Annotated in this window: 25 protein-coding genes and 1 tRNA gene; 10 read left to right on the forward strand and 16 right to left on the reverse strand. The window is 64.3% G+C overall.

Annotation, left to right across the window (positions count from 1 at the left end; translation table 11 throughout):
• Positions 1-184 precede the first annotated feature (184 nt).
• The 4 genes from hflD to AC1MHZ_RS12530 form a co-directional block, all read right to left on the reverse strand.
• The gene (gene hflD / locus AC1MHZ_RS12515; protein ID WP_084855713.1) at positions 185-811 is read right to left on the reverse strand and encodes a high frequency lysogenization protein HflD; all 627 of its coding nucleotides are present in this window, start codon (positions 809-811) and stop codon (positions 185-187) included.
• Complete coding sequence (mnmA, locus tag AC1MHZ_RS12520) at positions 808-1,932, reverse strand: tRNA 2-thiouridine(34) synthase MnmA (RefSeq protein WP_084855712.1); 1,125 nt, start codon at positions 1,930-1,932, stop codon at positions 808-810. The genes hflD and mnmA overlap by 4 nt, the downstream gene beginning before the upstream one ends.
• Before the next feature lie 57 nt (positions 1,933-1,989).
• Complete coding sequence (locus AC1MHZ_RS12525; protein WP_084855711.1) at positions 1,990-2,430, reverse strand: NUDIX hydrolase; 441 nt, start codon at positions 2,428-2,430, stop codon at positions 1,990-1,992.
• Positions 2,431-2,621: 191 nt separating this feature from the next.
• Entirely contained in the window at positions 2,622-4,847 is a 2,226-nt protein-coding gene (locus AC1MHZ_RS12530; RefSeq protein ID WP_084855710.1) for an NADP-dependent isocitrate dehydrogenase, read from the reverse strand.
• A 429-nt stretch (positions 4,848-5,276) separates the two neighbouring features.
• Here AC1MHZ_RS12530 and icd point away from each other — a divergent pair, with 429 nt between their 5' ends.
• Positions 5,277-6,533: an NADP-dependent isocitrate dehydrogenase gene (icd, locus tag AC1MHZ_RS12535; RefSeq protein ID WP_084855709.1), complete on the forward strand. Its 1,257-nt coding sequence runs from the start codon at positions 5,277-5,279 to the stop codon at positions 6,531-6,533.
• A 70-nt stretch (positions 6,534-6,603) separates the two neighbouring features.
• Here the strand turns inward: icd and cspD are convergent, their stop codons facing one another.
• Positions 6,604-6,861, reverse strand: a complete 258-nt coding sequence (gene cspD, locus AC1MHZ_RS12540; RefSeq protein ID WP_084855708.1) for a cold shock domain-containing protein CspD — start codon at positions 6,859-6,861, stop codon at positions 6,604-6,606.
• 229 nt (positions 6,862-7,090) lie between these two features.
• Between cspD and clpS the strand changes: the two genes are divergently transcribed.
• A complete protein-coding gene (gene clpS / locus AC1MHZ_RS12545; RefSeq protein ID WP_043212233.1) occupies positions 7,091-7,453 on the forward strand; it encodes an ATP-dependent Clp protease adapter ClpS in 363 nt (120 codons plus the stop codon).
• A gap of 30 nt (positions 7,454-7,483) precedes the next feature.
• Positions 7,484-9,754: an ATP-dependent Clp protease ATP-binding subunit ClpA gene (gene clpA, locus AC1MHZ_RS12550; protein ID WP_084855707.1), complete on the forward strand. Its 2,271-nt coding sequence runs from the start codon at positions 7,484-7,486 to the stop codon at positions 9,752-9,754.
• A gap of 171 nt (positions 9,755-9,925) precedes the next feature.
• Here clpA and infA read toward each other — a convergent pair whose 3' ends face one another.
• The 3 genes from infA to aat form a co-directional block, all read right to left on the reverse strand.
• Positions 9,926-10,144 (reverse strand): translation initiation factor IF-1, encoded by a 219-nt coding sequence (infA, locus tag AC1MHZ_RS12555; RefSeq protein ID WP_002553999.1) that lies wholly within the window; start codon positions 10,142-10,144, stop codon positions 9,926-9,928.
• Between the two features lie 102 nt (positions 10,145-10,246).
• Positions 10,247-10,954 (reverse strand): arginyltransferase, encoded by a 708-nt coding sequence (locus AC1MHZ_RS12560; RefSeq protein ID WP_084855706.1) that lies wholly within the window; start codon positions 10,952-10,954, stop codon positions 10,247-10,249.
• A gap of 55 nt (positions 10,955-11,009) precedes the next feature.
• Positions 11,010-11,690, reverse strand: coding sequence for a leucyl/phenylalanyl-tRNA--protein transferase (gene aat / locus AC1MHZ_RS12565; protein WP_084855705.1), 681 nt, complete (start codon positions 11,688-11,690; stop codon positions 11,010-11,012).
• A gap of 477 nt (positions 11,691-12,167) precedes the next feature.
• On the opposite strand from aat, the gene AC1MHZ_RS12570 reads away from it, so the two are divergent.
• From AC1MHZ_RS12570 to cysG, 6 genes are all read left to right on the forward strand, one after another.
• Positions 12,168-14,606, forward strand: a complete 2,439-nt coding sequence (locus AC1MHZ_RS12570; RefSeq protein ID WP_465001947.1) for a DNA translocase FtsK — start codon at positions 12,168-12,170, stop codon at positions 14,604-14,606.
• 62 nt (positions 14,607-14,668) lie between these two features.
• Positions 14,669-15,292 carry an outer membrane lipoprotein periplasmic chaperone LolA gene (lolA, locus tag AC1MHZ_RS12575; protein WP_084855703.1) on the forward strand — a complete coding sequence of 208 codons (624 nt, stop codon included), beginning with the start codon at positions 14,669-14,671 and terminating at the stop codon, positions 15,290-15,292.
• Between the two features lie 11 nt (positions 15,293-15,303).
• Positions 15,304-16,629, forward strand: a complete 1,326-nt coding sequence (locus tag AC1MHZ_RS12580; RefSeq protein WP_224458684.1) for a replication-associated recombination protein A — start codon at positions 15,304-15,306, stop codon at positions 16,627-16,629.
• Positions 16,626-17,000, forward strand: coding sequence for a fluoride efflux transporter CrcB (gene crcB, locus AC1MHZ_RS12585; RefSeq protein WP_084855701.1), 375 nt, complete (start codon positions 16,626-16,628; stop codon positions 16,998-17,000). Before AC1MHZ_RS12580 ends, crcB begins: the two co-directional genes overlap by 4 nt.
• A gap of 26 nt (positions 17,001-17,026) precedes the next feature.
• Positions 17,027-18,307, forward strand: coding sequence for a serine--tRNA ligase (serS, locus tag AC1MHZ_RS12590; RefSeq protein ID WP_084855700.1), 1,281 nt, complete (start codon positions 17,027-17,029; stop codon positions 18,305-18,307).
• On the forward strand, positions 18,308-19,702 hold the full coding sequence (cysG, locus tag AC1MHZ_RS12595) for a siroheme synthase CysG (protein ID WP_482966418.1): 1,395 nt from the start codon (positions 18,308-18,310) through the stop codon (positions 19,700-19,702).
• A gap of 107 nt (positions 19,703-19,809) precedes the next feature.
• On the opposite strand, the gene AC1MHZ_RS12600 is transcribed toward cysG, so the two are convergent.
• From AC1MHZ_RS12600 to AC1MHZ_RS12635, 8 genes are all read right to left on the reverse strand, one after another.
• Positions 19,810-20,769 (reverse strand): glutathione S-transferase family protein, encoded by a 960-nt coding sequence (locus tag AC1MHZ_RS12600; protein ID WP_084855698.1) that lies wholly within the window; start codon positions 20,767-20,769, stop codon positions 19,810-19,812.
• Between the two features lie 96 nt (positions 20,770-20,865).
• A complete protein-coding gene (locus tag AC1MHZ_RS12605) occupies positions 20,866-21,879 on the reverse strand; it encodes a glycosyl transferase family protein (protein WP_084855697.1) in 1,014 nt (337 codons plus the stop codon).
• The gene (locus tag AC1MHZ_RS12610; protein WP_084855696.1) at positions 21,876-22,211 is read right to left on the reverse strand and encodes a TusE/DsrC/DsvC family sulfur relay protein; all 336 of its coding nucleotides are present in this window, start codon (positions 22,209-22,211) and stop codon (positions 21,876-21,878) included. The genes AC1MHZ_RS12605 and AC1MHZ_RS12610 overlap by 4 nt, the downstream gene beginning before the upstream one ends.
• Positions 22,208-22,504: a sulfurtransferase complex subunit TusB gene (gene tusB, locus AC1MHZ_RS12615; RefSeq protein WP_084855695.1), complete on the reverse strand. Its 297-nt coding sequence runs from the start codon at positions 22,502-22,504 to the stop codon at positions 22,208-22,210. Before tusB ends, AC1MHZ_RS12610 begins: the two co-directional genes overlap by 4 nt.
• Entirely contained in the window at positions 22,504-22,863 is a 360-nt protein-coding gene (tusC, locus tag AC1MHZ_RS12620) for a sulfurtransferase complex subunit TusC (RefSeq protein ID WP_482966419.1), read from the reverse strand. Before tusC ends, tusB begins: the two co-directional genes overlap by 1 nt.
• 1 nt (position 22,864) lies before the next feature.
• Positions 22,865-23,257: a sulfurtransferase complex subunit TusD gene (gene tusD, locus AC1MHZ_RS12625; protein ID WP_224458691.1), complete on the reverse strand. Its 393-nt coding sequence runs from the start codon at positions 23,255-23,257 to the stop codon at positions 22,865-22,867.
• A gap of 87 nt (positions 23,258-23,344) precedes the next feature.
• The gene (locus tag AC1MHZ_RS12630; protein ID WP_465001950.1) at positions 23,345-24,724 is read right to left on the reverse strand and encodes a nucleobase:cation symporter-2 family protein; all 1,380 of its coding nucleotides are present in this window, start codon (positions 24,722-24,724) and stop codon (positions 23,345-23,347) included.
• 147 nt (positions 24,725-24,871) lie between these two features.
• A complete protein-coding gene (locus tag AC1MHZ_RS12635) occupies positions 24,872-25,543 on the reverse strand; it encodes a Bax inhibitor-1/YccA family protein (protein ID WP_084855691.1) in 672 nt (223 codons plus the stop codon).
• Between the two features lie 134 nt (positions 25,544-25,677).
• Here AC1MHZ_RS12635 and AC1MHZ_RS12640 point away from each other — a divergent pair.
• Positions 25,678-25,765, forward strand: a tRNA-Ser gene (locus AC1MHZ_RS12640).
• The last annotated feature ends 31 nt before the right edge of the window (positions 25,766-25,796 follow it).

Raw genomic sequence — 25,796 nt, forward strand, 5'->3', positions numbered from 1 at the left:
CAGTTGGGTGGCTGACCAAAGGTCAGCGCTATGAATCATGTTGCAGTGCCCCTGTAGGAGCGGCCTTGCGCCGCGAAAGGGGCGCGCAGCGGACCCCGGGTCTTGGATCTGGCTTGGATCGCCGGGGCCGCTTGGCGGCCCTTTCGCGGCGCAAGGCCGCTCCTACAGGGCTTGCGTCGGTCCTTCAGGAAGGCGCGCGCATCATGTCGTACAGCTGGTTGAGCAACTTGCGCCGGCTGAACACCAGCTGCCAGCGGTGCCCACCCAGCTGGCGCCACAGGCGCGCGGCGCGGATGCCGGCCAGCAGCAGGGCGCGGATCTTCGAGGCGTTGCCGGCCTGCTGCAGGAAGCGCATGTCGCCGTGCACCTGGATCCGCTGGCGCAAGGTGCTCAGGGTGTCCTGGTACAAGGCTCCACTGGAAGCGATGACATTATCGTGAACCAGGCCGAAGTGGTCGGCCTGGGCCTGGATCTGCGGCAGGCGCTTGCCGATGGTGTCGAGCATGTCGTCGCGCTTGGCCAGCTGACGCTCCAGACCCAGCATCGACAGTGCATAGCGCAGGGGCTCTCGCTGCAGGCTGCTGGGGTCGCGTTCCAGGGCGCCGACCAGCGCGCGGTAGCCGTCACGCAGGTTCAGGTCGTCACCGCCGAACACCTCCAGGGTGTCCTTGGGGTCGCGGACCAGCAGGCTGCCGAGCATGCAGCCGATATTGGGCTCGCTGGCCTGGCCGGTTCGGGCGATGCGGTCGACCAGCACCGCAGCCTGGAACACGCCGCCCAGGGCGACCAGTTGCTCCTGGAGATTGGTCATTGGCGTGGGCTCCAGGGCTCGGCAGCCTCGATCACGCCGCCGCCCAGGCACACCTCGCCATCGTAGAACACCACCGATTGGCCTGGCGTGACGGCACGCTGTGGTTCGTCGAACACCGCGCGGTAGCCGCCCTCGGTGCGTTCCAGGGTGCACGCCTGGTCGCCCTGGCGGTAGCGCACCTTGGCGGTGAGCCGGCGCGGGCTGCCCAGGTCGACCGGGTTGACCCAGAAGATCTCCGAGGCCAGCAGGGCGCGGGAGAACAACCAAGGGTGTTCGTTGCCCTGGCCGACCACCAGCACGTTGCGGGCGAGGTCCTTGTGCAGCACGTACCACGGCTCGTCGCCGGCATCCTTCAGGCCGCCGATGCCCAGGCCCTGGCGCTGGCCGATGGTGTGGTACATCAGGCCGTGGTGGCGGCCGATCACTTCTCCGTCGGTGGTTTCGATGTCGCCGGGCTGGGCAGGCAGGTACTGCTTGAGGAAGTCGCTGAAGCGGCGCTCGCCGATGAAGCAGATGCCGGTGGAGTCCTTCTTCTTGGCCGTGGCCAGGCCGTGCTTCTCGGCGATGGCGCGCACCTCGGGCTTTTCCAGCTCACCCACCGGGAACAGGGTGCGGGCGATCTCCTTGCCGCCGACAGCGTGCAGGAAGTAGCTCTGGTCCTTATTCGGGTCCAGGCCCTTGAGCAGCTCGGTGAGCTCGCCGGTGTCGCGCCGGCGCACGTAGTGGCCGGTGGCGATCAGGTCGGCGCCCAGGGACAGGGCGTAGTCGAGGAACGCCTTGAACTTGATCTCGCGGTTGCAGAGGATGTCCGGGTTCGGCGTGCGGCCTGCCTTGTATTCCTCGAGGAAGTGCTCGAACACGTTGTCCCAGTATTCTGCGGCGAAGTTGGCGGTGTGCAGCTTGATGCCGATGCGGTCGCACACGGCTTGGGCGTCGGCCAGGTCTTCGCGGGCGGTGCAGTATTCGGTGCCGTCGTCTTCTTCCCAGTTCTTCATGAACAGACCTTCCACCTGGTAGCCCTGCTCCATGAGCAGAAGGGCGGAGACGGAAGAGTCCACGCCGCCGGACATGCCGACGATGACGCGGGTCTTGGCGGGGTCTTTGAATGCTGGGCTGGTCATGGCTACCGGTGTGTATCTGGGGAAAAATTCCGATTCTATCAGGCCAAGGCCTTCGCGTCAGTCGCGTAGCAGCGCGAGGCTGTGCAGCGGGCCGGCAAGGTAGTCGTCCAGGCAGCGTGGCACCAGTTCGCTGCGCCAGCGCGCAGGGTCGGCCAGCAGCTCTTCACGGGTCAGCCAGACGGCGCGCACGATGTCGCTGTCCAGCGCGCGGTCGGGGTGGTGGCGCACGGGGCGGGCGGCGAAGCAGACGCGCTGGTAGGTCACGCCGTTGCTGGGGGCTGTATAGAGGTAGATACCGACCACGCCGGTGAGTTCGACCTCCCAGGCGGTTTCCTCGAGGGTTTCGCGCAGGGCAGCCTGGGGTAGGGTCTCGTTGGGCTCCAGGTGGCCGGCGGGCTGGTTGAACACGTGTTGGTTGGCCTTGAACTCCTCGACGAAGAGGAACTTGCCGTCGTGCTCGACGACGGTGGCGACAGTGATGTGGGGTTGCCAGGTCATGAACAGCTCCTTGGAGGCTTGCACAGCCTTTGTGGGAGCGGGTTTACCCGCGAATGCGTCAGTGGATTCGCCATCGCATTCGCGGGTAAACCCGCTCCCACAGAGTCCGCGCTGGCGGCCAGAAATCGTTTATCCAGAAAGCACAAACCCCGGTGCGTGGCCGGGGTTTGTGGTGTTACTTCAAGCGAACCTTACAGGGCGGCGATGGCGCTGTTGAGGGTCTGGCTTGGGCGCATCACCTTGGCGGTCAGCTCGGCATCCGGGGCGTAGTAGCCACCGATGTCGGCTGGCTTGCCCTGGACAGCGGCCAGCTCGGCGACGATGGTCGCTTCGTTCTCGGCCAGGGTCTTGGCCAGCGGCGCGAAGCGTGCCTGCAGGGCTGCGTCGTCGTTCTGGGCGGCCAGGGCCTCGGCCCAGTACAGGGTCAGGTAGAAGTGGCTGCCGCGGTTGTCGATACCGCCGACCTTGCGCGAAGGCGACTTGTTGGTGTCGAGGAACTTGCCGGTGGCCTGGTCCAGGGTGTTGGCCAGGACCTTGGCGCGCGGGTTGTCGTAGGTGTTGCCCAGGTGCTCCAGGGAAGCGGCCAAGGCCAGGAATTCACCCAGCGAGTCCCAACGCAGGAAGTTCTCTTCGACCAACTGCTGCACGTGCTTGGGTGCCGAACCGCCGGCGCCGGTCTCGAACAGGCCGCCGCCGCTCATCAGTGGGACGATCGACAGCATCTTGGCGCTGGTGCCCAGCTCCATGATCGGGAACAGGTCGGTCAGGTAGTCACGCAGTACGTTGCCGGTCACCGAGATGGTGTCCTTGCCTTCGCGGATGCGGGCCAGGGAGAACTTGATGGCATCGACCGGCGCCAGGATGCGGATGTCCAGGCCGCTGGTGTCATGGTCCTTCAGGTACTTTTGTACCTTCTCGATCATGACGCCGTCGTGGGCGCGGGCAGGGTCCAGCCAGAACACCGCCGGGGTGTTGCTCAGGCGCGCACGGTTGACGGCCAGCTTGACCCAGTCCTGGATCGGCGCGTCTTTGGTCTGGCACATGCGGAAGATGTCGCCGGCCTCGACGTTCTGCTCCAGCAGTACCTGGCCCTTGCTGTCGACCACGCGCACGACGCCGTCGGCCTTGATCTGGAAGGTCTTGTCGTGGGAGCCGTATTCCTCGGCCTTCTGCGCCATCAGGCCGACGTTCGGCACGCTGCCCATGGTGGTCGGGTCGAAGGCGCCGTTGGCCTTGCAGTCTTCGATGACGGCCTGGTAGATGCCGGCGTAGCAGCGGTCAGGGATGACAGCCTTGGCATCTTGCAGTTCACCGGCGGTGTTCCACATCTTGCCCGAGTCGCGGATCATCGCAGGCATCGAGGCGTCGACGATGACGTCGCTCGGTACGTGCAGGTTGGTGATGCCCTTGTCGGAGTTGACCATGGCCAGCGCCGGGCGAACGGCGTACAGGGCCTGGATGTCGGCTTCGATCTCGGCCTGCTTGTCGGCTGGCAAGTCCTTGATGCGGGCGTACAGGTCGCCGATGCCGTTGTTGGCGTTGAAGCCGACCTGGGCGAGCTCGGTGGCGTGCTTGGCCAGCACGTCGTTGTAGAATTCTTCGACAATGACGCCGAACATGATCGGGTCGGAGACCTTCATCATGGTGGCTTTGAGGTGCACCGACAGCAGCACGCCCGAGGCCTTGGCATCGGCGATCTGCTCGGCGATGAAGGCTTTCAGGGCCTTGCGGCTCATGACGGCGCAGTCGATGACTTCAGCGGCCTTGACGGCGGTCTTTTCCTTGAGGACGGTGGTGGAACCGTCCTTGGCGACCAGCTCGATACGCAGGCTGTCATCGCCTTCGATCAGTGCGGCTTTCTCGCTGCCGTAGAAGTCGCCCTGGGTCATGTGGGCAACGTGCGACTTGGAGTCGGCGGCCCAGGCGCCCATCTTGTGCGGGTGCTTGCGGGCATAGTTCTTGACCGACAGCGGGGCGCGGCGGTCGGAGTTGCCTTCGCGCAGTACCGGGTTCACGGCGCTGCCTTTGATGCGGTCGTAGCGGGCGCGGGATTCCTTCTCTTCCGCGGTGGCCGGCTCGTCGGCGTAGTCCGGGATGTTGAAGCCCTTGGCTTGCAGTTCCTTGATCGCGGCCTTGAGCTGCGGTACCGAGGCGCTGATGTTCGGCAGCTTGATGATGTTGGCTTCAGGGGTGGTAGCCAGCTGGCCCAGTTCCGCCAGGTGATCGCCTACTTGCTTCTCTGCGCCCAGTTGCTCCGGGAAGGCGGCGAGGATGCGGCCAGCCAGGGAAATGTCGCGGGTTTCGACGGCGATGTCAGCCGAAGCGGTGAAGGCTTCGATGATCGGCAGCAGCGAGTAGGTGGCGAGGGCGGGGGCTTCGTCGGTGAAGGTATAGATGATCTTGGAACGGGTGGGCATGCGGGTTAACTCTCTGTGTGCTGAGCGTGCTCGAGTCTCGTGGTGCGCAGGGTAGGCGCATCGCCCTGGCAGCGCCATGAGCGGAAAGTCGAGAGGCTGCGAGCGGTGATGGTGGATGCATCAGTCGAGCGTCAAGTGCTGGGCTGCGGTAACAGCACAGGCTTAGTGGCCAGGCTTGGTATCCATTCATGGCCAAGGGCGGTCCGCATTTTGCCTAGGGATCGCCCCGATGACCCTTCGGTCGCGGCGCAGTATACCAAACCATTCGGGCTAATCAGCAAGGCCAAGTGATATCGGCCCATTTATAAGACCAAAGACGTATCCGCAATGTGGTCGGTTGTCGCATGCCTTGCAGGTCGGCGGATGTGGTTTAGGCTCATTGGATCGCAGGATGTCCAATCACACCTGGAAAACGCGGAGTAGTGCAGCATGGGATACCAGAAAATCAAGGTTCCGGCGGACGGTGCCAAGATCACCGTCAATGCAGACCATTCGCTCAACGTTCCCGACAACCCCATCATCCCGTACATCGAGGGCGACGGTATCGGTGTCGATGTTTCGCCGGTGATGATCAAGGTGGTGGATGCCGCCGTGCAGAAGGCCTACGGCGGCAAGCGCAAGATCGCCTGGATGGAGGTGTATGCCGGCGAGAAGGCTACCCAGGTGTATGACCAGGACACCTGGCTGCCCCAGGAAACCCTCGACGCGGTGCGCGACTATGTGGTGTCGATCAAGGGCCCGCTGACCACGCCGGTCGGTGGGGGCATCCGTTCGCTGAACGTGGCCCTGCGTCAGCAGTTGGACCTGTACGTCTGCCTGCGCCCGGTGCTGTGGTTCCAGGGCGTGCCGAGCCCGGTCAAGAAGCCGGGGGACGTCGACATGGTGATCTTCCGCGAGAACTCCGAGGACATCTATGCCGGCATCGAATGGAAGGCCGGCTCTGCGGAGGCGAACAAGGTGATCAAGTTCCTCAAAGAGGAAATGGGCGTCACCAAGATCCGTTTCGACCAGGATTGCGGCATCGGCGTCAAGCCGGTTTCCCGCGAGGGTACCAAGCGCCTGGTGCGCAAGGCCCTGCAATATGTGGTGGATAACGACCGCGAATCGCTGACTTTGGTGCACAAGGGCAACATCATGAAGTTCACCGAGGGGGCCTTCAAGGACTGGGGCTACGAGGTGGCACGGGATGAGTTCGGCGCCGAGCTGCTCGACGGTGGCCCGTGGATGAAGTTCAAGAACCCCAAGAGCGGTCGTGAAGTGATCGTCAAGGATGCCATCGCCGATGCCATGCTCCAGCAGATCCTGCTGCGCCCGGCTGAATACGACGTGATCGCCACCCTCAACCTCAACGGTGACTACCTCTCCGATGCCCTGGCGGCCGAGGTCGGCGGTATCGGCATCGCGCCGGGGGCCAACCTCTCCGACACCGTGGCCATGTTCGAGGCCACCCATGGCACCGCGCCCAAGTATGCCGGGCAGGACAAGGTCAACCCGGGGTCGGTGATCCTCTCGGCCGAGATGATGCTGCGCCACATGGGCTGGACCGAGGCGGCCGACCTGATCATCAAGGGGACCAACGGCGCGATCGCCGCCAAGACCGTCACCTATGACTTCGAGCGCCTGATGGAAGGGGCCACGCTGGTCAGCAGCTCGGGCTTCGGCGATGAGATGATCAAGCACATGTGAGGCCAATGAAAACCGGCCAGCCCTTGCGGGGCTGGCCGGCTGCCGATGTGCCTGCAGAAGGTGGGGCCGGTCAGGCCTGTACGGTGATGCCTGCCGGCTGGGCCTCGACCTTGGCCTGGGTGGCGCCGGCGTTGGAGATGTTCACAGCGTGTAGCCCCTTCGGGCCCTGGACGATGTCGAAGGTCACGGCCTGGCCAGCCTTGAGCGTCTTGTAGCCGTCCATCTGGATATGCGAATAATGGGCGAACAGGTCTTCGCTTTTACCCTCCTCGTTGACGAAACCATAGCCCTTGGCATTGTTGAACCACTTGACTTTACCGCTCGCCATCCTCATGTCCCTCTGCAAAGGACTCCATCACTGGAGTATCATCCGGTCATCCGCATACGAACCATGCGAAAAAATCTGGTTGACTGCGCGGATCTTTATCGACCACGGTGGGTTCTTATTGGTTGTAACACCGTTTTGCCGATAGTCAAGGTCAGACGGCGCCCGCGCCGGAAGCGGCCTGCGCGGTCAACCCACTACCTTAACCTGTCGATATGATGAAATTCTTTCCATGCAACCACTCAGCCAGATTCGACTAACATTCAATCAGGATCGCCCGCAATCGAACGAGGACGACGGCTCCGGTCTGGCGGTACAGGAAGCCAAGCCGATCCTGCAGGCGCCACCGATGTACAAGGTGGTTTTGTTCAACGATGACTACACGCCAATGGATTTCGTCGTCGAAGTGCTCGAGACGTTCTTCAATCTGAACCGCGAGCTGGCGACCAAGATCATGCTGACCGTCCATACCGAAGGGCGGGCAGTGTGCGGATTGTTTACCCGTGACATCGCCGAGACAAAGGCCATGCAGGTCAACCAATACGCCAGGGAAAGCCAGCATCCGCTACTCTGTGAAATCGAGAAGGACGGTTAATCGCCGACCACTTGGGTATGAGGTGAAGCTATGTTAAACCGCGAGCTCGAAGTCACCCTCAATCTGGCCTTCAAGGAGGCTCGTTCGAAGCGTCATGAGTTCATGACCGTCGAACACCTGCTGCTTGCACTCCTTGACAACGAGGCCGCCGCGACCGTTCTTCGCGCCTGTGGTGCCAATCTCGACAAGCTCAAGCACGACCTGCAAGAGTTCATCGACTCCACCACACCGCTGATTCCCGTTCATGACGAGGACCGCGAAACCCAGCCGACCCTGGGCTTCCAGCGTGTCCTGCAGCGTGCCGTGTTCCATGTGCAGAGCTCCGGCAAGCGCGAGGTCACCGGCGCCAACGTGCTGGTGGCGATCTTCAGCGAACAGGAAAGCCAGGCCGTGTTCCTGCTCAAGCAGCAGAGCGTGGCGCGCATCGACGTGGTCAACTACATCGCCCATGGCATCTCCAAGGTGCCGGGCCACGGTTCGCACAGCGAAAGCGACCAGGACATGCAGGATGAGGAGGGTGGCGAGGCCGCATCCTCGAGCAACCCCCTGGACGCCTATGCCAGCAACCTGAATGAACTGGCCCGTCTGGGCCGCATCGACCCGCTGGTGGGGCGCGAGCAGGAGGTCGAGCGGGTCGCCCAGATCCTTGCCCGCCGGCGCAAGAACAACCCGCTGCTGGTCGGCGAGGCCGGCGTGGGCAAGACCGCCATCGCCGAAGGCCTGGCCAAGCGCATCGTCGACGGCCAGGTGCCTGACCTGCTGGCCCAGAGTGTCGTCTACTCCCTCGACCTTGGCGCCCTGCTGGCCGGTACCAAGTACCGCGGTGATTTCGAGAAACGCTTCAAGGCGCTGCTCGGCGAGCTGCGCAAGCGCCCGCAGGCGATCCTGTTCATCGACGAGATCCACACCATCATCGGTGCCGGTGCGGCATCGGGCGGGGTGATGGATGCGTCCAACCTGCTCAAGCCGCTGCTGTCTTCCGGGGACATCCGTTGCATCGGCTCGACCACGTTCCAGGAGTTTCGCGGCATCTTCGAGAAGGACCGGGCCCTGGCGCGACGCTTCCAGAAGGTCGACGTCACCGAGCCGTCGGTGGAAGATACCGTGGGCATCCTGCGTGGCCTGAAGGGCCGCTTCGAGACCCACCACAACATCGAGTACAGCGATGAGGCCCTGCGCGCCGCCGCCGAACTGGCTGCGCGCTACATCAATGACCGGCACATGCCGGACAAGGCCATCGACGTGATCGACGAAGCCGGCGCCTATCAGCGCCTGCAGCCGGAAGGTAGCCGGGTCAAGCGGATCGACGTGTCGCAGGTCGAGGACATCGTCGCCAAGATCGCGCGGATCCCGCCCAAGCATGTCACCAGCTCCGACAAGGAGCTGCTGCGCAATCTGGAGCGTGACCTCAAGCTCACCGTGTTCGGCCAGGATGCCGCCATCGACTCGTTGGCGACCGCGATCAAGCTCTCCCGTGCCGGGCTCAAGGCGCCGGACAAGCCGGTCGGCTCGTTCCTGTTCGCCGGCCCCACCGGTGTGGGCAAGACCGAGGCGGCACGCCAGCTGGCCAAGGCCCTGGGTGTCGAGCTGGTGCGCTTCGACATGTCCGAGTACATGGAGCGGCACACCGTGTCGCGCCTGATCGGTGCGCCTCCAGGCTATGTCGGGTTCGACCAGGGCGGCCTGTTGACCGAGGCGATCACCAAGCAGCCGCATTGCGTGCTGCTGCTCGATGAAATCGAGAAGGCCCACCCGGAAGTCTTCAACTTGCTGCTGCAGGTGATGGACCATGGGACCCTGACCGACAACAACGGGCGCAAGGCGGACTTCCGCAACGTGATCCTGATCATGACCACCAACGCCGGCGCCGAAACCGCCGCGAGGGCCTCGATCGGCTTCACCCAGCAGGACCACACCTCCGATGCCATGGAAGTGATCCGCAAGAGCTTCACGCCGGAGTTCCGCAACCGCCTGGACACCATCATCCAGTTCGGCCGCCTGAGCCACGAGACCATCAAGAGCATCGTCGACAAGTTCCTCATCGAACTGCAGGCGCAGCTCGAGGACAAACGTGTGCTGCTGGAAGTCAGTGATGACGCACGCGGCTGGCTGGCTGCCTCCGGCTACGATGTGCAGATGGGGGCGCGGCCCATGGCGCGGCTCATCCAGGACAAGATCAAGCGGCCGTTGGCCGAGGAGATCCTGTTCGGCGAGCTGTCCGAGCATGGCGGGGTGGTGCACGTCGACTTGCGCGATGGCGAGCTGGTGTTCGACTTCGAGACCACGGCTGAGGTTGCGTAACAGCGGGGGCCGCGTTGCGGCCCTTTCGCGGCGCAAGGCTGCTTCTACAGAGCCTGCACGATCCTTGTAGGAGCGGCCTTGCGCCGCGAAAGGGCTGCAAGGCAGCCCTTGCTGCTAAAAAACACGCACAAAAAAGCCCGGCACATGGCCGGGCTTTTTCATGGCTGGAGCTTAGCGCGCACGGTAGGTGATGCGGCCCTTGCTCAGGTCGTACGGCGTCAGTTCGACGCGGACCTTGTCGCCAGTGAGAATACGAATGTAGTTCTTGCGCATCTTCCCAGAGATGTGCGCGGTTACGACGTGCCCGTTTTCCAACTCCACGCGGAACATGGTGTTGGGCAGGGTGTCGACGACAGTACCTTCCATTTCGAAGCTGTCTTCTTTCGACATGCAGTAAAGCCCTCGGTATCCAGTGATGGCCCGACGCACAACCGCACCGGGCAAAAAAGTGGCGTGGATTATGCCCGAAAACTGTGTTTCAAGCCAATGCTTTCAATTGAGGGTAACCCACCGTTGGTTGATCAGCAGTTCGATAGGCCGGTACTGGGTCTTGTAGTTCATTTTCTTGCAGTTCTTGATCCAGTAGCCCAGGTAGACCGCCTCCAGGTCCTGGCGCAGGGCTTCGGTGATCTGCCAGAGGATGGCGTAGCGCCCCAAGCTGCGGCGTTCTTCTTCTGGCTCGTAGAAGGTGTAGACCGCTGACAGGCCGTTGGGCAGCAGGTCGCACACGGCCACGGCCATCAGCCGGCCTTCGAGGCGGAATTCGTAGAACCAGCAGAACGGCAGGTCGCGCACCAGGAAGGTGGAGAACTGGTCACGGCTCGGCGGATACATGTCGCCGTCGGCGTGGCGCTGCTCGATGTAGCGCCGGTAGAGGTCGAAATATTCTTCGCGAAAGGCCGGGCGGGCAGCGGTGACGGTCAGGTCGGCGTTGCGCTTGAGGATGCGCCGTTGCTGGCGGTTGGGAATGAAGCGCGCGGCCGGGATACGTGCAGGCACGCAGGCATTGCAGTGCTGGCAGTGAGGGCGGTACAGGTGGTCGCCACTGCGGCGGAAACCCATCTCCGACAGGTCGGCATAGACATGCACATCCATCGGTTGGCTGGGGTCCAGGAACAGCGTAGTCGCCTGCTCGTCTGGCAGGTAGCTGCAGGCGTGGGGCTGAGTGGCATAGAACTTCAACCGCGCCAGCTCTGTCATGATCAACCCCTCGGCAAGACTTTGATTTAAGTGTAAGCCAGCTGGCAGAACTCGCCTAGCGAGCCCAGGTGGCCGTGTTGGGCTGGTCGAGGTAGCGCGCCAGGTACTCGGCGAAGGCGGCCCGGCTGATGGTGCGGGCGCCGAGGCTGTGCAGGTGGTTGGTCGGCATCTGGCAGTCGATCAGCACGAAGCCGGCGGCCTTCAGGTGGTCGACCAGGGCGACGAAACCTACCTTGGAGGCGTTGTCGGCGCGGCTGAACATCGATTCGCCGAAGAACAGCCGGCCCATCGCCAGGCCATACAGGCCGCCGACCAGCTTACCGTCCTGGCGCACCTCCACCGAATGGGCGATGCCACGCCGGTGCAGCTCGCAGTAGGCCGTTTGCATGGTGTCGGTGATCCAGGTGCCGTCGGCGTAGTCGCGCGGCGCGGCACAGGCGGCGATGACCGCGGCGAAATCAGTGTCGAAGCTGACCTGGTAGTGGCCTTGGCGGATGAATTTGGCCAGCGAGCGAGATACGTGCAGCTCGTCCGGGAACAGGACAGTGCGAGGGTCGGGTGACCACCAGAGGATCGGTTGGCCGTCCTGGTACCAGGGGAAACAGCCATGGCGATAGGCCTGCACCAGGCGCTCCGGGCTCAGGTCGCCGCCCGCGGCGAGCAGGCCGTTGGGGTCGTGCAAAGCCTTGTCCAGGGGCGGGAAGGTCAGGGAGTCGCGGGTCAGCCAGGTAAGCATGGTCTTTCGGTGGTGGGGGAGGGGAGAGGGCAGCATGGCGCGCAGGGTCGAAGAGGTCAATCTCTGGCCTTGTGCCGCTGGACGAGTCGGGCTCCGCTTGTTTCGTGGGGGTTGGCGGAGCCTGCGATGGACCGCTTGGGGCTGCTTTGCAGCCCATCGCGGGCTGTCGCCAGTTCCCACCGAGATTGGGCCGCTCTCAAGACTTGCGAAATCCCTGTGGAGCGGCGCAAGCCGCATGGGACATTTCATGCGACCGCCGGCACCATCCGGCGCATTTGCTGTCATACCTGTGCAAAAACACAGCATAAGCCTTTGTCACGAAAGTAAATGCGTGCTCAAATTGCACCCATAGGGAATCCGCCCCGTTCATGCCCGTGGCGTGCTGCCATGGCGACTGGCGGGCAGTAATGTTAAAAGTAGTGGTTCGTTGACCGGACACACTACTGGACGCGCAGCAAGCGCAGGAATAGACGCGTTTTGAAGAAATCCACCGCAACCCCGACCCCCTTGCCCGTGCCCCTGTGGCGCCAGCAGCTGCATTACCGCCTCAAGGAAGGCGCGCTGATCGCTGTCGGCGCCCTGTGCCTGTACCTGTGGATGGCACTGCTGACCTACGACACGGCGGATCCGGGCTTCAGCCACACCAGCAACGTCGACCAGGTGCAGAACGCCGCCGGCCGGGCGGGTGCCTATTTCGCCGATATCCTGTTCATGGTGCTGGGCTACTTCGCCTATATCTTCCCGTTGCTGCTGGCGATCAAAACCTGGCAGATCTTCCGTGAGCGCCACCAGCCCTGGGAATGGAGCGGCTGGCTGTTCTCCTGGCGGCTCATCGGCCTGGTGTTCCTGGTGCTGTCGGGCGCGGCCCTGGCGCATATCCACTTCCATCCGCCGGCGAGCATGCCGTTCTCCGCGGGCGGCGCCCTGGGCGAGAGCCTGGGCGACCTGGCGCGCAACCTGCTGAACGTGCAGGGCAGCACCTTGATGTTCATCGCCCTGTTCCTGTTCGGCCTGACGGTGTTCACCGACCTGTCGTGGTTCAAGGTGATGGACATCACCGGCAAGATCACCCTCGATTTGTTCGAGCTGGTGCAGGGGGCGGCCAACCGTTGGTGGGAGGCCCGCAACGAGCGCAAGCGCCTGGTGGCGCAGCTACGCGAGGTGGATGAGCCCGCCTTCGACGTGGCTCCGATGACCGCCGGGAAGCGCGAGCCAATCAAGCCGCAGCCGCGCGAGCGTATCAACGAGCGTGAGGATGTATCCGCCCGCCCGGTGGTGCAGCGCGAGCCGGTGGTGCCGCGCGAGCAACCGACGGCGCCGGTGATCATGCCGCCAGCCCCGGTCAAGGCGCCGGAGCCGAGCAAACGGGTCATGAAGGAAAAACAAGCGCCGCTGTTCGTCGACAGCGCCGTGGAAGGCACCTTGCCGTCTATCTCCATCCTCGACCCTGCCGAGCAGAAGAAGATCGAGTACTCGCCGGAGTCCCTGGCCGGCGTGGGCAATCTGCTGGAAATCAAGCTCAAGGAGTTTGGTGTCGAAGTTTCGGTGGACTCGATCCACCCGGGCCCGGTGATCACCCGCTACGAGATCCAGCCGGCCGCCGGGGTCAAGGTCAGCCGCATCGCCAACCTGGCCAAGGACCTGGCGCGTTCCCTGGCGGTGACCAGCGTGCGCGTGGTCGAGGTCATCCCTGGCAAGACCACTGTGGGTATCGAGATCCCCAACGAGAACCGGCAGATGGTGCGCTTCTCCGAAGTGCTCTCCACGCCGCAGTACGACGAGCAGAAGTCGCCGGTCACCCTGGCCTTGGGCCACGACATCGGTGGCAAGCCGGTGATCACCGACCTGGCCAAGATGCCGCACCTGTTGGTGGCCGGTACCACCGGTTCCGGTAAGTCGGTGGGCGTGAACGCGATGATCCTGTCGATCCTGTTCAAGTCCAGCCCGGAAGACGCGCGGCTGATCATGATCGACCCGAAGATGCTCGAGCTGTCGATCTACGAAGGCATCCCGCACCTGCTGTGCCCGGTGGTCACCGACATGAAGGACGCCGCCAATGCCCTGCGCTGGAGCGTGGCCGAGATGGAGCGGCGCTACAAGCTGATGGCAGCGATGGGCGTGCGTAACCTGGCCGGGTTCAACCGCAAGATCAAGGACGCCCAGGAGGCCGGAGAGGTCATCCACGACCCGCTGTATCGTCGCGAGAGCATGGACGACGAGCCGCCGGCGCTGAAGACGCTGCCGACCATCGTGGTGATCGTCGACGAATTCGCCGACATGATGATGATCGTCGGCAAGAAGGTCGAGGAGCTGATCGCCCGTATCGCCCAGAAGGCCCGTGCCGCCGGTATCCACTTGATCCTCGCCACCCAGCGCCCCTCGGTGGATGTGATCACCGGCCTGATCAAGGCCAACATCCCGACGCGCATGGCGTTCCAGGTGTCGAGCAAGATCGACTCGCGGACCATCATCGACCAGGGCGGTGCCGAGCAGCTGCTTGGCCATGGCGACATGCTCTACATGCCGCCGGGCACCAGCCTGCCGATCCGTGTGCATGGCGCGTTCGTCTCCGACGACGAGGTCCACCGCGTGGTAGAGGCCTGGAAGATGCGCGGCGCGCCGGACTACAACGACGACATCCTCAATGGCGTCGAGGAGGCCGGCAGCGGCTTCGAGGGCGGCGGTGGCGGTGGTGGCGACGGCGATGACCCGGAGGCCGACGCCCTGTACGACGAAGCTGTGCAGTTCGTGCTGGAAAGCCGCCGGGCATCGATTTCCGCCGTGCAGCGCAAGCTCAAGATCGGCTACAACCGCGCTGCGCGCATGATCGAGGCGATGGAGATGGCCGGCGTGGTCACCCCCATGAACAGCAACGGCTCGCGGGAAGTGATTGCCCCGGGTGGCCCACGCGATTGATGATCACCTTGCCGGGCGCCAATGGCGGTGCCCGGCCTACCCACTATTCGACGAGGATTCCCATGCGCGCGATTCGCATGCTGTTGGTTTCTGCCCTGGCCCTGGGCGCTGTGTCGGCCCATGCCGATGAGAAGGATGTTGCGCGCCTGACCCAGTTGCTGGAAAAGTCCCAGACCATTTCCGCCCGTTTCTCCCAGCTGACCCTCGACGCCAGCGGCACCAGCCTGCAGGAGACCAGCGGGCAGATGTCGGTCAAGCGCCCAGGCCTGTTCTACTGGCACACCGATGCGCCCCAGGAGCAGGTGGTGGTGTCCGATGGCCAGAAGGTCACCCTGTGGGACCCGGACCTGGAACAGGCCACGGTCAAGAAGCTCGACGTGCGCCTGAACCAGACCCCGGCGCTGCTGCTGTCCGGCGATGTGTCGAAGATCAGCCAGAGCTTCGACATCACCTCCAAGGAGCAGGGCGAAGTCATGGACTTCACCTTGAAGCCCAAGACCAAGGACACCTTGTTCGACTCGTTGCGCGTGTCGTTCCGCCGTGGGCTGATCAACGACATGCAACTGGTCGACAGCGTGGGCCAGCGCACCAATATCCTGTTCAACGGGGTCAAGGCCAACGAGCCGATCCCGGCGAGCACGTTCCAGTTCAAGATTCCGGAAGGCGCTGACGTCATCCAGGAATAACGAGAGCCACCATGGACCTGTTTCGAAGCGAACCCGTCGCCCAGCCCCTGGCCGCCCGGCTGCGTCCGTCCAACCTGGACGAGTACGTCGGCCAGGAGCACCTGCTGGCGCGCGGCAAGCCGCTGCGTGAGGCGCTGGAGCAGGGTGCGCTGCATTCGATGATCTTCTGGGGGCCGCCGGGGGTGGGCAAGACCACCTTGGCGCGGCTTCTGGCGCAGTTCTGCGATGCACATTTCGAAACGGTGTCGGCGGTGTTGGCGGGGGTCAAGGAGATCCGCCAGGCCGTCGAGGTGGCCAAGCAGCAGGCCGGCCAGTATGGTCGCCGGACCATCCTGTTCGTCGACGAAGTGCACCGCTTCAACAAATCCCAGCAGGATGCCTTCCTGCCCTATGTCGAAGACGGCACGTTGATCTTCATCGGCGCCACCACCGAGAATCCGTCCTTCGAGCTGAACAACGCCTTGCTCTCGCGGGCACGGGTGTATGTGCTCAAGAGCCTGGACGAAGCGGCCCTGCGCAAGCTGGTCAACCGCGCCCTGACCGAGGAGCGTGGCCTGGGCGCGCGCCAGCTGCGGGTGGGCGACGAGGCCTTCCAGATGCTCATGGCCGCTGCCGACGGCGATGGCCGGCGCATGCTCAACCTGCTCGAGAACGCCTCGGACCTTGCCGACGATGGCGACGAAATCGGCGTCGAGTTGTTGCAAAGCCTGCTGGGCGACAGCCGCCGGCGCTTCGACAAGGGCGGCGAGGCCTTCTACGACCAGATCTCGGCACTGCACAAGTCGGTGCGTGGCTCCAACCCCGACGCAGCCCTGTACTGGTACGCACGCATGCTCGACGGTGGCTGTGATCCTCTGTACATCGCCCGCCGCGTGGTGCGCATGGCCAGCGAGGACATCGGCAATGCCGACCCGCGGGCCCTGAGCCTGTGCCTGTCGGCCTGGGACGTGCAGGAGCGCCTGGGCAGCCCCGAGGGCGAGCTGGCGGTGGCCCAGGCCATCACCTACATCGCCTGCGCACCCAAGAGCAATGCGGTGTACATGGGCTTCAAGGCGGCCATGCGCGAGGCGGCCGAGCACGGCTCGCTGGAGGTGCCGCTGCACCTGCGCAACGCGCCGACCAAACTGATGAAGCAACTGGGCTATGGCGAGGAGTATCGCTATGCCCATGACGAGCCGGACGCCTACGCTGCGGGCGAGGACTACTTCCCCGAGCAGCTCGAGCCGCGCCAGTACTATCAGCCGGTGCCGCGAGGCCTGGAGTTGAAGATCGGCGAGAAGCTGCGCCACCTGGCCGAACTCGACCGCACCAGCCCACGCCAACGGAGAAAACCATGATTGCCCTGGTCGCCGCGGTCAGTGCCGGCGGTATCGCCGGCACGCTGCTGCGCTTTGCTACCTCCAATTGGGTCGCTGCCCACTGGCCACGCCACTTCTATCTCGGTACGCTGGCGGTCAACCTGGTCGGCTGCCTGCTGATCGGCCTGCTGTACGGCCTGTTCCTGCACAAGCCGCTGGCACCGGTCGAGCTGCGCGCAGGCCTGATCGTGGGCTTTCTGGGCGGCCTGACGACATTTTCCTCTTTTTCGCTGGATACCGTGCGCCTGATGGAGAGCGGGCAAGTACCGCTGGCCTTGGGCTACAGCGCGATCAGCGTAGTGGGCGGGTTGTTGGCCACCTGGGCCGGCCTGTCCTTGACCAAATTCTGAACCAACACACACAACGAGAGAACGATATGCTCGATTCCAAACTGTTACGCGGCCAACTTCAGGAAGTGGCGGATCGCCTGGCCTCCCGTGGCTTCAGCCTGGATGTCGCGCGCATCGAATCACTGGAAGAACGCCGCAAGGCGGTGCAGACCCGCACCGAGCAACTGCAGGCCGAGCGTAACGCCCGTTCCAAGTCCATCGGCCAGGCCAAGGCCAAGGGCGAAGACATCGCCCCGCTGATGGCCGACGTCGAGCGCATGGCCAACGAGCTGGCCGCCGGCAAGACCGAGCTGGACGGCATCCAGGCCGAGCTGGACGCGATCCTGCTGACCATCCCCAACCTGCCGGACGCCAGCGTGCCGGTCGGTGCCAGCGAAGACGACAACGTCGAAGTGCGTCGCTGGGGTACCCCGAAAACCTTCGATTTCGAGATCAAGGATCACGTCGCCCTGGGCGAGATCAGCGGTGGCCTGGACTTCGAAGCCGCGGCCAAACTGTCCGGCGCCCGCTTCGCCGTGCTGCGCGGCCCGATCGCCCGTCTGCACCGCGCCCTGGCGCAGTTCATGATCAACCTGCACACCGGCGAGCACGGCTACGAAGAGGCCTACACCCCGTACATGGTGCAGGCGCCGGCCCTGCAGGGCACCGGCCAGCTGCCGAAGTTCGAGGAAGACCTGTTCAAGATCAGCCGCGAAGGCGAGGCCGACTTCTACCTGATCCCGACCGCCGAGGTGTCGCTGACCAACCTGGTCGCCGACCAGATCCTCGACGCCAAGCAGCTGCCGATCAAGTACGTTGCCCATACCCCTTGCTTCCGCAGCGAGGCCGGTGCCTCGGGCCGCGATACCCGCGGCATGATCCGCCAGCACCAGTTCGACAAGGTCGAGATGGTCCAGGTGGTCGAGCCGTCCAAGTCCATGGAAGCCCTGGAAGGCCTGACCGCCAACGCCGAGCGCGTGCTCCAGCTGCTGGAGCTGCCATACCGCGTGCTGGCGCTGTGCACCGGCGACATGGGCTTCGGCGCGGTGAAGACCTACGACCTGGAAGTCTGGGTGCCGAGCCAGGACAAATACCGTGAGATCAGCTCCTGCTCCAACTGCGGCGACTTCCAGGCCCGCCGTATGCAGGCCCGCTGGCGCAACCCGGAAACCGGCAAGCCGGAACTGGTGCACACCCTGAACGGTTCCGGCCTGGCCGTGGGCCGTACCCTGGTGGCGGTGCTGGAGAACTACCAGCAGGCCGACGGCTCGATCCGTGTGCCGGACGTACTCAAGCCCTACATGGGCGGTGTCGAGGTCATCCGCTAAATGGACTACCTGCCGCTGTTCCACAAGCTGCAGGGCGGCCGGGTACTGGTCGTCGGCGGCGGCGAGATCGCCTTGCGCAAGGCGCGCCTGCTGGCCGATGCCGGCGCTGCGCTGCGGGTGGTCGCGCCGGACGTCGATGGCCAGCTGGCCGCGCTGGCCCGAGAGGGCGGCGGTGAAGTCCTGGTGCGTGGTTACCAGGCCGGCGATCTGGACGGTTGCCGCCTGGTGATCGCAGCTACTGATGATTCCGGGCTCAACGCCCAGGTCTCGGCCGATGCCCAGGCGTGCAGCCTGCCGGTGAATGTGGTGGATGCACCGGCCTTGTGTACGGTGATCTTCCCGGCCATCGTCGACCGCTCGCCCTTGGTGGTGGCTGTGTCCAGTGGCGGCGACGCGCCGGTGCTGGCACGGTTGATCCGTGCGCGCCTGGAGGCCTGGATTCCAGCCGCCTACGGCGAGCTGGCCGGGCTGGCGGCGCGGTTTCGCGACAAGGTCAAGGCGTTGTACCCGGACGTCAACCAGCGTCGCGGCTTCTGGGAGGATGTGTTCCAGGGGCCGATCGCCGAACGCCAGCTGGCCGGACAGGGCAGCGAGGCCGAGCGCCTGCTGCAGGCCAAGGTCGATGGTGCGGCGGTGCAGCAAGGGGGCGAGGTGTACCTGGTTGGCGCCGGCCCGGGTGACCCGGACCTGCTGACCTTCCGTGCTCTGCGCCTGATGCAGCAGGCCGACGTGGTGCTGTACGACCGCCTGGTGGCGCCTGCCATCATCGAAATGTGCCGGCGCGATGCCGAGCGGATCTACGTGGGCAAGCGCCGTGCCGACCATGCAGTGCCCCAGGAGCAGATCAATCGCCTGCTGGTGGACCTGGCGCGCCAGGGCAAACGCGTGCTGCGGCTCAAGGGTGGCGACCCGTTCATCTTCGGCCGTGGTGGCGAGGAGATCGAGGAACTGGCCGAGGAGGGTATCCCGTTCCAGGTGGTGCCGGGTATCACCGCAGCCAGTGGTTGCTCCGCCTATGGTGGCATTCCGCTGACCCATCGCGACTATGCCCAGTCGGTGCGCTTCATCACCGGCCACCTCAAGGACGGCACCAGCAATCTGCCCTGGCAGGACCTGGTGGCGCCGGCCCAGACGCTGGTGTTCTACATGGGGCTGGTGGGGTTGCCGACCATCTGTGCCGAGCTGATCCGCCATGGGCGCGCGGCCAGTACGCCGGCGGCGCTGGTGCAACAGGGGACCACCCGGCATCAGCGCGTGTTCACCGGTACCCTCGCGGACCTGCCCGAGCTGGTGGCGCGGCATGAAGTGCATGCGCCGACCCTGATCATCGTTGGCGAAGTGGTGCAGTTGCGCGACAAGCTGGCGTGGTTCGAAGGGGCGCAGCAGGGCAGTTGAATCGATGGGGCCGCTGTGCGGCCCTTTCGCGGCACAAGGCCGCTCCTACGACCCCCTGTAGGAGCGGCCTTGTGCCGCGAAAGGGCTGCAAAGCAGCCCCGTTTTGATCAACCCTGCCAGATCCCTTTCCCCGCCAATCGTTCCCGATCATGAGGTTGGTTGAAATCCTGAAGTGGCCCCTTGGGCACGATCCCGTTCGGGTTGATGGTCTTGTGGCTCAAGTAGTAGTGCTTCTGGATATGCTCCATGTTCACTGTGCCTGCCACGCCCGGCCACTGGTACAGCTCACGCAGCCAGTTGGACAGGTTCGGGTAGTCGGCCAGGCGCCGCAGGTTGCACTTGAAATGCCCGTGGTACACCGCATCGAAGCGTACCAGGGTGGTGAACAGGCGCACATCGGCTTCGGTCAGGTACTCGCCGGCCAGGTAGCGCTGGCGGCCTAGCAACGCCTCCAGATGGTCCAGCTCGGCGAACACTTCGTCAAAGGCGGCCTCGTAGGCATCCTGGGTGGTGGCGAAGCCTGCGCGGTATACGCCGTTGTTCACTGCCGGGTAGATGCGCTCGTTCAGCGCATCGATGGTCGCCCGCAGCGGCTCGGGGTAGAGGTCCAGGCGGTTGTCGGTCAGTTCGTCGAAGGCGCTGTTGAAGATGCGGATGATCTCGGCCGACTCGTTGTTGACGATGCGCTTTTCCTGCTTGTCCCACAGCACCGGCACGGTCACGCGCCCGGTGTAGTGCGGGTCGTCCTGGGTGTAGCGCTGGTGCAGGTACTGCAGGGCGTCCAGGTGGTCGCCGGTCGAGCCCGTCTGCTGGTCGAAGGTCCAGCCATGTTCGCCCATCAACCAGCTCACCACCGAGACGTCGATCAGCGGCTCGAGGCCTTTGAGGGCACGGAAGATCAGGGTGCGGTGGGCCCAGGGGCAGGCCAGCGAGACGTACAGGTGATAGCGCCCGGCTTCGGCAGCTGGCAGCTGATTGCGGCGTTGGGCGTTCTCGCGCTGGAACGCGCCGTCCTTGCTGTTCTGGTACCACTGGTCATGCCAGCGGCCGTCGATCAAAAGGCCCATGGTGAGCTCCTCGGAACAAAGTCGTTTGTCGTTGGAGCTCAGTCTAGGCAAAAGCGTTCGAATAAATAGCGCAAAGACCGCGCCATTCAGATCGATTTATTCGATGTGTTTGCGGTTCGCCCAATAGCTGCGCGCCGTTTCGAACGCCTGCTCCCGGGGTTGACCAAGGCCACGCAGGGCCAGGGCTAGGGTGGCGACCACGGCCAGTTCGCCATAGCTGTCCTCGGCTTCGCCACGCCACACCGCGAGCAGGTGCTCCGGTTGCAGGCTGGCTGGCTTGACGTGGCGTTGAGCGCTCAATGCCGGCCATTCTTCGTCCCAGGCTTCGCCGGCAGTGGTGCCGTAGAGGTGGCTGATGGCATCGGGATTGACCTCGATCTCGCCGCCGTCACCCTTGATCACCACGGCAGGGTCGCCCAGCAGGCGGCTGGCTTCGCGGTGTACGGCCTGGTAGCCGGGGTGGAAGATGCTCTGCAGGCCGCAGCGGGCCCCCAGGGGGTTGAGTACGCGGGCCAGGGAATGGATGGGTGAGCGCAGGCCGAGGGTGTTGCGCAGATCGATCATGCGTTGCAGCTGGGGTGCCCAATCCTGCAGGGGCGCGAAGGCCAGGCCGTGTGTGCCCAGGGCCTTGTCCACCGACGGCCAGTCTCGGCACAGGGGGATATCCAGCAGGCCCAGCAGCTGCTCGCTGTACAGGCGCCCGGCGGTATGCGCGCCGCCGCCATGCATGAGGATACGCGTGCCGTTGGCGGCCAGGCATTTGGCCGCCAGCAGGTACCACGGCAGGTGGCGCTTCTTGCCGGCGTAGGTGGGCCAGTCCAGGTCCACGGCGATGCTGGGTGCCTGCAGGTGCGCACGCAGGGCTTCGGTGAAGCCGGCCAGCTCCTCGGCGCTTTCTTCCTTGTGCCGCAGCAGCATCAGGAAGGCGCCCAGCTGGGTGTCCTCGACCTTGCCTTCGAGCAATAAGGTCATGGCCGCACGGGCCTCTTCGCGGGTCAGGCCGCGGGCACCGCGCTTGCCTTTGCCGAGAATACGCACGAATTCGGCGAAGGGGTGTTCGGCTGGGGTTTGCAGGGTGAGCGGGCGCAGCTCGGAGGGGCGTTCGGTCATATGCAATTGGTCGGCTTGGGCAGGCCCGCGAGCTTCGCGGCAAGTTTGGCGGGAGTGCCGTTGAACAGGCGGTTCAGGTGCGGGCTGTTGCCCTTTTCCGGGCCCAGCTTGAGTGCGGTGTACTTGATCAGCGGGCGCGTCGCCGGCGAGAGCTGGTATTCGGCGTAGAACTGGCGCAGCAGTTCAAGGACTTCCCAATGGTCGCCGGTCAACGGAATGCCTTCGCGCTCGGCCAGGGCTTCGGCGACAGGGTGGGACCAGTCTTGCAGGTCGACCAGGAAGCCATCTTTGTCCAGGGCGATCTGCCGATCACCGACAGTCAGAATGCTCATAGCCAGCTGTTGACCTTGTCGTGATGCAGGGAAAGCTCGACGAACGCGGGATAGTCCACCGTCTGGGCCAGCGGGCTGTCGATGGCGCGGGCCTGCAGGTCTTCGGCAAGGGCGAACAGGCGGCCCTGCAGGCCGGCGGTCTGCAATTTGCGCAGCGGCTCGCTGCCTGGGCGCAGGGCATAGACCGCATCGCCGCACAGCAGCAGGGCGTCCTCGGCACCCAGCAGGCGCAGGCAACTGTCCAGGCGGTTGTCGCCGAAGGGCGAGTGGCTGATTACATGCAGGGTCGTCATCAGAGCGTCACCACCTGGTCGAAACGGGCAATCAGGGCGGCCAGGGCCGCATCGTCCAGCACCTGTACCGGCAGCTCCAGGGCGTCACCGGCCAGGCCGCGTTCGGCCAGGCTGTAGCCACAGGCGTACAGCTCATCGACGCCGAACATCGGCAGCGCCTGGAGGTTGGCGGCCAGGTTCTTCTGCTGCAGCGCTGCAGGCTGCTGCCCTGGGGCGAGCTGGAACACACCGTCATCGAGGAACAGCATGCCCAGCGGCAGATCGAAGGCACCGCCGGCCAGGGCAATGTCCAGTGCCTCGCGGGCGGACGGGCCGTTCCAGGGTGCCTGGCGGCTGATGATCAACAAGGATTTGGCCATCTCAGTCGCCTCCGAAGCAGACCAGGCGGTCGGCGGTTTGCGCGGCTTCATGCAACTGCCCGAGGCCCGACAGCTCCCAAGGCTTGGGCAGGTTCACCGCCGGGCGCTGGTAGCGGTTGGCTTCGGCTTCGTCGAGCACGCCCCGGCGCAGGGCTGCGGCGATGCACACCACGGCATCGAGCTGGTGAGCCTCGATGAAGGTACGCCACTGGGCGGCGATGTCCTGTTCGTCCTGGGGCGCGACCACGTTGGCCGAGGCGCTGTGTACCCCATCCTGATAGAAAAACAGCCGGGCAATCTCATGCCCGCCTGCCAGTGCAGCCTCGGCAAAGCGCAGAGCACGGCGCGAAGAGGGCGCATGGGCTGGTGAAAACACCGCGATAGCGAATTTCATGGACAACTCGTGCAAAGTAATGCGGCCATGATAAAGCAAAAAGCCCGCGCAGGCAGGCGCGGGCTTTGTCGACTGGCCAGGTGCCTGTCAGGCGTTTTCCTTGCTCTCCGGCAGGAACCAGTTCAGCACCAGGGCACAGATGCCACCGGTGGCCACCCCCGACTCCAGCACATTGCGCAGGGCCGACGGCATGTGCGCCAGGAACTCCGGCACCTGGGCCACACCCAGGCCCAGGGCCAGGGACACGGAGATGATCAGCAGCGCCCGGCGGTCCAGGCGGGTGCTGGCCAGGATGTTGATCCCCGAGGCCGCCACCGCCCCGAACATCACCATGGCCGCGCCACCGAGCACCGGCTCCGGCACTGCCTGGATCACCCCAGCGACGCTCGGGAACAGGCCCAGCAGCACCAGCATGATGGCGATCCATACACCGATATGGCGGCTGGCGATGCCGGTGAGCTGGATGACGCCATTGTTCTGGGCAAAGATCGAGCTGGGGAAGGTGTTGAACACCCCAGCCAGCAGCGAGTTGGCGCCGTTGACCAGTACGCCACCCTTGATGCGTTGCATCCACAACGGGCCTTCGACCGGCTGGCGCGAGACCTTGCTGGTGGCGGTGACGTCACCGATGGCTTCCAGGGAGGTCACTAGGTAGATCACCAGCATCGGGATGAACAGCGCCCAGGAGAAGCTCAGACCGAAATGCAGGGGCATCGGTACCTGGAACAGCGCCGCCTCGTGCATGCCGGTGAAGTCCAGGCGGCCGAGGTAGCCTGCCAGGGCATAGCCCACGGCCAGGGCGATGACGATGGCGCAGCTGCGCATCCACACCACCGGAATGCGGTTGAGCACCACGATGATCGCCAGCACCACGCCCGACAGCAGCAGGTTCTCACCGTTGGCGAAAGTGCCATTGCCCATGGCGGTGAAGCCACCGCCCATGCTGATCAGGCCGACCTTGATCAGGGTCAGACCAATCATCAGCACCACGATACCGGTCACCAGCGGCGTGATCAGGCGTTTGACGAAGGGCAGGATGCGTGACACGCCCATCTCCACGAAGGAGCCGGCGATCACCACACCGAAGATCGCGGCCATCACGCCTTCCACCGGCGTGCCTTGCTTGACCATCAGCGCGCCACCTGCGATCAGGGGCCCGACGAAATTGAAGCTGGTGCCCTGCACGATCAGCAACCCGGCACCGAACGGCCCGAAGCGCTTGCACTGGACGAAGGTGGCGATACCGGAAATCACCAGCGACATGGACACGATCAGGTTGGTATCGCGCGGCGACACGCCCAGCGCCTGGCAGATCAGCAGACCCGGGGTGACGATCGGGACGATGATCGCCAGCAGGTGCTGCAGCGCAGCCAGCAGGCCGATCAACGACCGTGGCTTGTCCTCGAGGCCGAGGACCAGTTCATTGACAGGCGCCGCCGCGCCCGGCCCGTGTTCGATGGAACTCATGGGAAAGCTGCCCCGGTAGAAAAAAGGAGCGCATTCTACGGGGCGAGGCGGGTTTGGGGTAGGGGGAGAGCGGGCTTGCCCCGCGATAGGGTGGGCATCATCCACAAAAAAGCCCGCCGAAGCGGGCTCTTGTTGCATCGAGGCCGATCAGTCGTCGCGGCCCATGAGGCCGAACAGTTGCAGCAGGCTGACGAACAGGTTGTAGATCGATACATACAGGCTGATGGTCGCCATGATGTAGTTACGCTCGCCGCCGTGGATGATCGCGCTGGTCTGGAACAGGATGCACACCGACGAGAACAGCACGAAGCCCGCGCTGATCGCCAGTTGCAGGCCGCTGATCTGGAAGAAGAAGCTGGCCACCACGGCACCCAGCAGGACGAAGAAGCCTGCGGTGATGAAGCCGCTGAGGAAGCTCATGTCCTTGCGGGTGATCAGCACGTACGCCGACAGGCCCCCGAACACCAGGGCGGTCATGGCGAAGGCCGAGCTGACCACTTCGGCGCCACCGCTCATGCCCAGGTAGCGGTTGAGGATAGGGCCGAGGATGAAGCCCATGAAGCCGGTGAGGGCGAAGGTGGACACCAGGCCCCAGACCGAATCACGCAGCTTGGCGGTGAGGAAGAACAGCCCGTAGAAACCGATCAGCACCACGAACACGTTCGGGTAGCCGACGCGCATCTGCTGGGCCACGAAGGCCATGACGCCGCTGAAGGCGAGGGTAAGCGCCAGCAGGCTGTAGGTGTTGCGCAGGACACGGCTGACCTCCTGCTGCTCGGCCTGCTGGCCGTGTTGTACGGCATAATCCTGTTCGCGCATGGCGACACTCCTTGATGAAACCTGTGGGTTGAAACGTATGGTTGCAATGAGGATATCAGAGCTGCCGCAACCCGCGACACAGAGAGTTTGACAGCTTGTTTCATTACGGTATGATTGCCGCCGCAAAGCAAGCTGGAAGCGTGGCCGAGTGGTTTAAGGCAACGGTCTTGAAAACCGTCGATGGGCAACTATCCTAGAGTTCGAATCTCTACGCTTCCGCCATATTCTTCATCAAAGCCCCTGGAAATGGGGC

The organism is Pseudomonas sp. FA-1, from assembly GCF_056856075.1.

Bases quoted from the DNA above. Each gene is read 5' to 3' on its own strand.
- cysG (WP_482966418.1), top strand. From the start codon at position 18,308: ATGGACTACCTGCCGCTGTTCCACAAGCTGCAGGGCGGCCGGGTACTG.
- AC1MHZ_RS12525 (WP_084855711.1), bottom strand. From the start codon at position 2,430: ATGACCTGGCAACCCCACATCACTGTCGCCACCGTCGTCGAGCACGAC.
- mnmA (WP_084855712.1), bottom strand. From the start codon at position 1,932: ATGACCAGCCCAGCATTCAAAGACCCCGCCAAGACCCGCGTCATCGTC.
- infA (WP_002553999.1), bottom strand. From the start codon at position 10,144: ATGTCGAAAGAAGACAGCTTCGAAATGGAAGGTACTGTCGTCGACACC.
- crcB (WP_084855701.1), top strand. From the start codon at position 16,626: ATGATTGCCCTGGTCGCCGCGGTCAGTGCCGGCGGTATCGCCGGCACG.
- AC1MHZ_RS12600 (WP_084855698.1), bottom strand. From the start codon at position 20,769: ATGGGCCTTTTGATCGACGGCCGCTGGCATGACCAGTGGTACCAGAAC.
- AC1MHZ_RS12635 (WP_084855691.1), bottom strand. From the start codon at position 25,543: ATGCGCGAACAGGATTATGCCGTACAACACGGCCAGCAGGCCGAGCAG.
- clpA (WP_084855707.1), top strand. From the start codon at position 7,484: ATGTTAAACCGCGAGCTCGAAGTCACCCTCAATCTGGCCTTCAAGGAG.
- AC1MHZ_RS12610 (WP_084855696.1), bottom strand. From the start codon at position 22,211: ATGAGCATTCTGACTGTCGGTGATCGGCAGATCGCCCTGGACAAAGAT.
- tusB (WP_084855695.1), bottom strand. From the start codon at position 22,504: ATGACGACCCTGCATGTAATCAGCCACTCGCCCTTCGGCGACAACCGC.
- clpS (WP_043212233.1), top strand. From the start codon at position 7,091: ATGCAACCACTCAGCCAGATTCGACTAACATTCAATCAGGATCGCCCG.
- tusC (WP_482966419.1), bottom strand. From the start codon at position 22,863: ATGGCCAAATCCTTGTTGATCATCAGCCGCCAGGCACCCTGGAACGGC.
- lolA (WP_084855703.1), top strand. From the start codon at position 14,669: ATGCGCGCGATTCGCATGCTGTTGGTTTCTGCCCTGGCCCTGGGCGCT.
- hflD (WP_084855713.1), bottom strand. From the start codon at position 811: ATGACCAATCTCCAGGAGCAACTGGTCGCCCTGGGCGGCGTGTTCCAG.
- tusD (WP_224458691.1), bottom strand. From the start codon at position 23,257: ATGAAATTCGCTATCGCGGTGTTTTCACCAGCCCATGCGCCCTCTTCG.
- serS (WP_084855700.1), top strand. From the start codon at position 17,027: ATGCTCGATTCCAAACTGTTACGCGGCCAACTTCAGGAAGTGGCGGAT.
- AC1MHZ_RS12630 (WP_465001950.1), bottom strand. From the start codon at position 24,724: ATGAGTTCCATCGAACACGGGCCGGGCGCGGCGGCGCCTGTCAATGAA.
- icd (WP_084855709.1), top strand. From the start codon at position 5,277: ATGGGATACCAGAAAATCAAGGTTCCGGCGGACGGTGCCAAGATCACC.
- aat (WP_084855705.1), bottom strand. From the start codon at position 11,690: ATGCTTACCTGGCTGACCCGCGACTCCCTGACCTTCCCGCCCCTGGAC.
- AC1MHZ_RS12530 (WP_084855710.1), bottom strand. From the start codon at position 4,847: ATGCCCACCCGTTCCAAGATCATCTATACCTTCACCGACGAAGCCCCC.
- AC1MHZ_RS12580 (WP_224458684.1), top strand. From the start codon at position 15,304: ATGGACCTGTTTCGAAGCGAACCCGTCGCCCAGCCCCTGGCCGCCCGG.
- AC1MHZ_RS12560 (WP_084855706.1), bottom strand. From the start codon at position 10,954: ATGACAGAGCTGGCGCGGTTGAAGTTCTATGCCACTCAGCCCCACGCC.
- AC1MHZ_RS12605 (WP_084855697.1), bottom strand. From the start codon at position 21,879: ATGACCGAACGCCCCTCCGAGCTGCGCCCGCTCACCCTGCAAACCCCA.
- cspD (WP_084855708.1), bottom strand. From the start codon at position 6,861: ATGGCGAGCGGTAAAGTCAAGTGGTTCAACAATGCCAAGGGCTATGGT.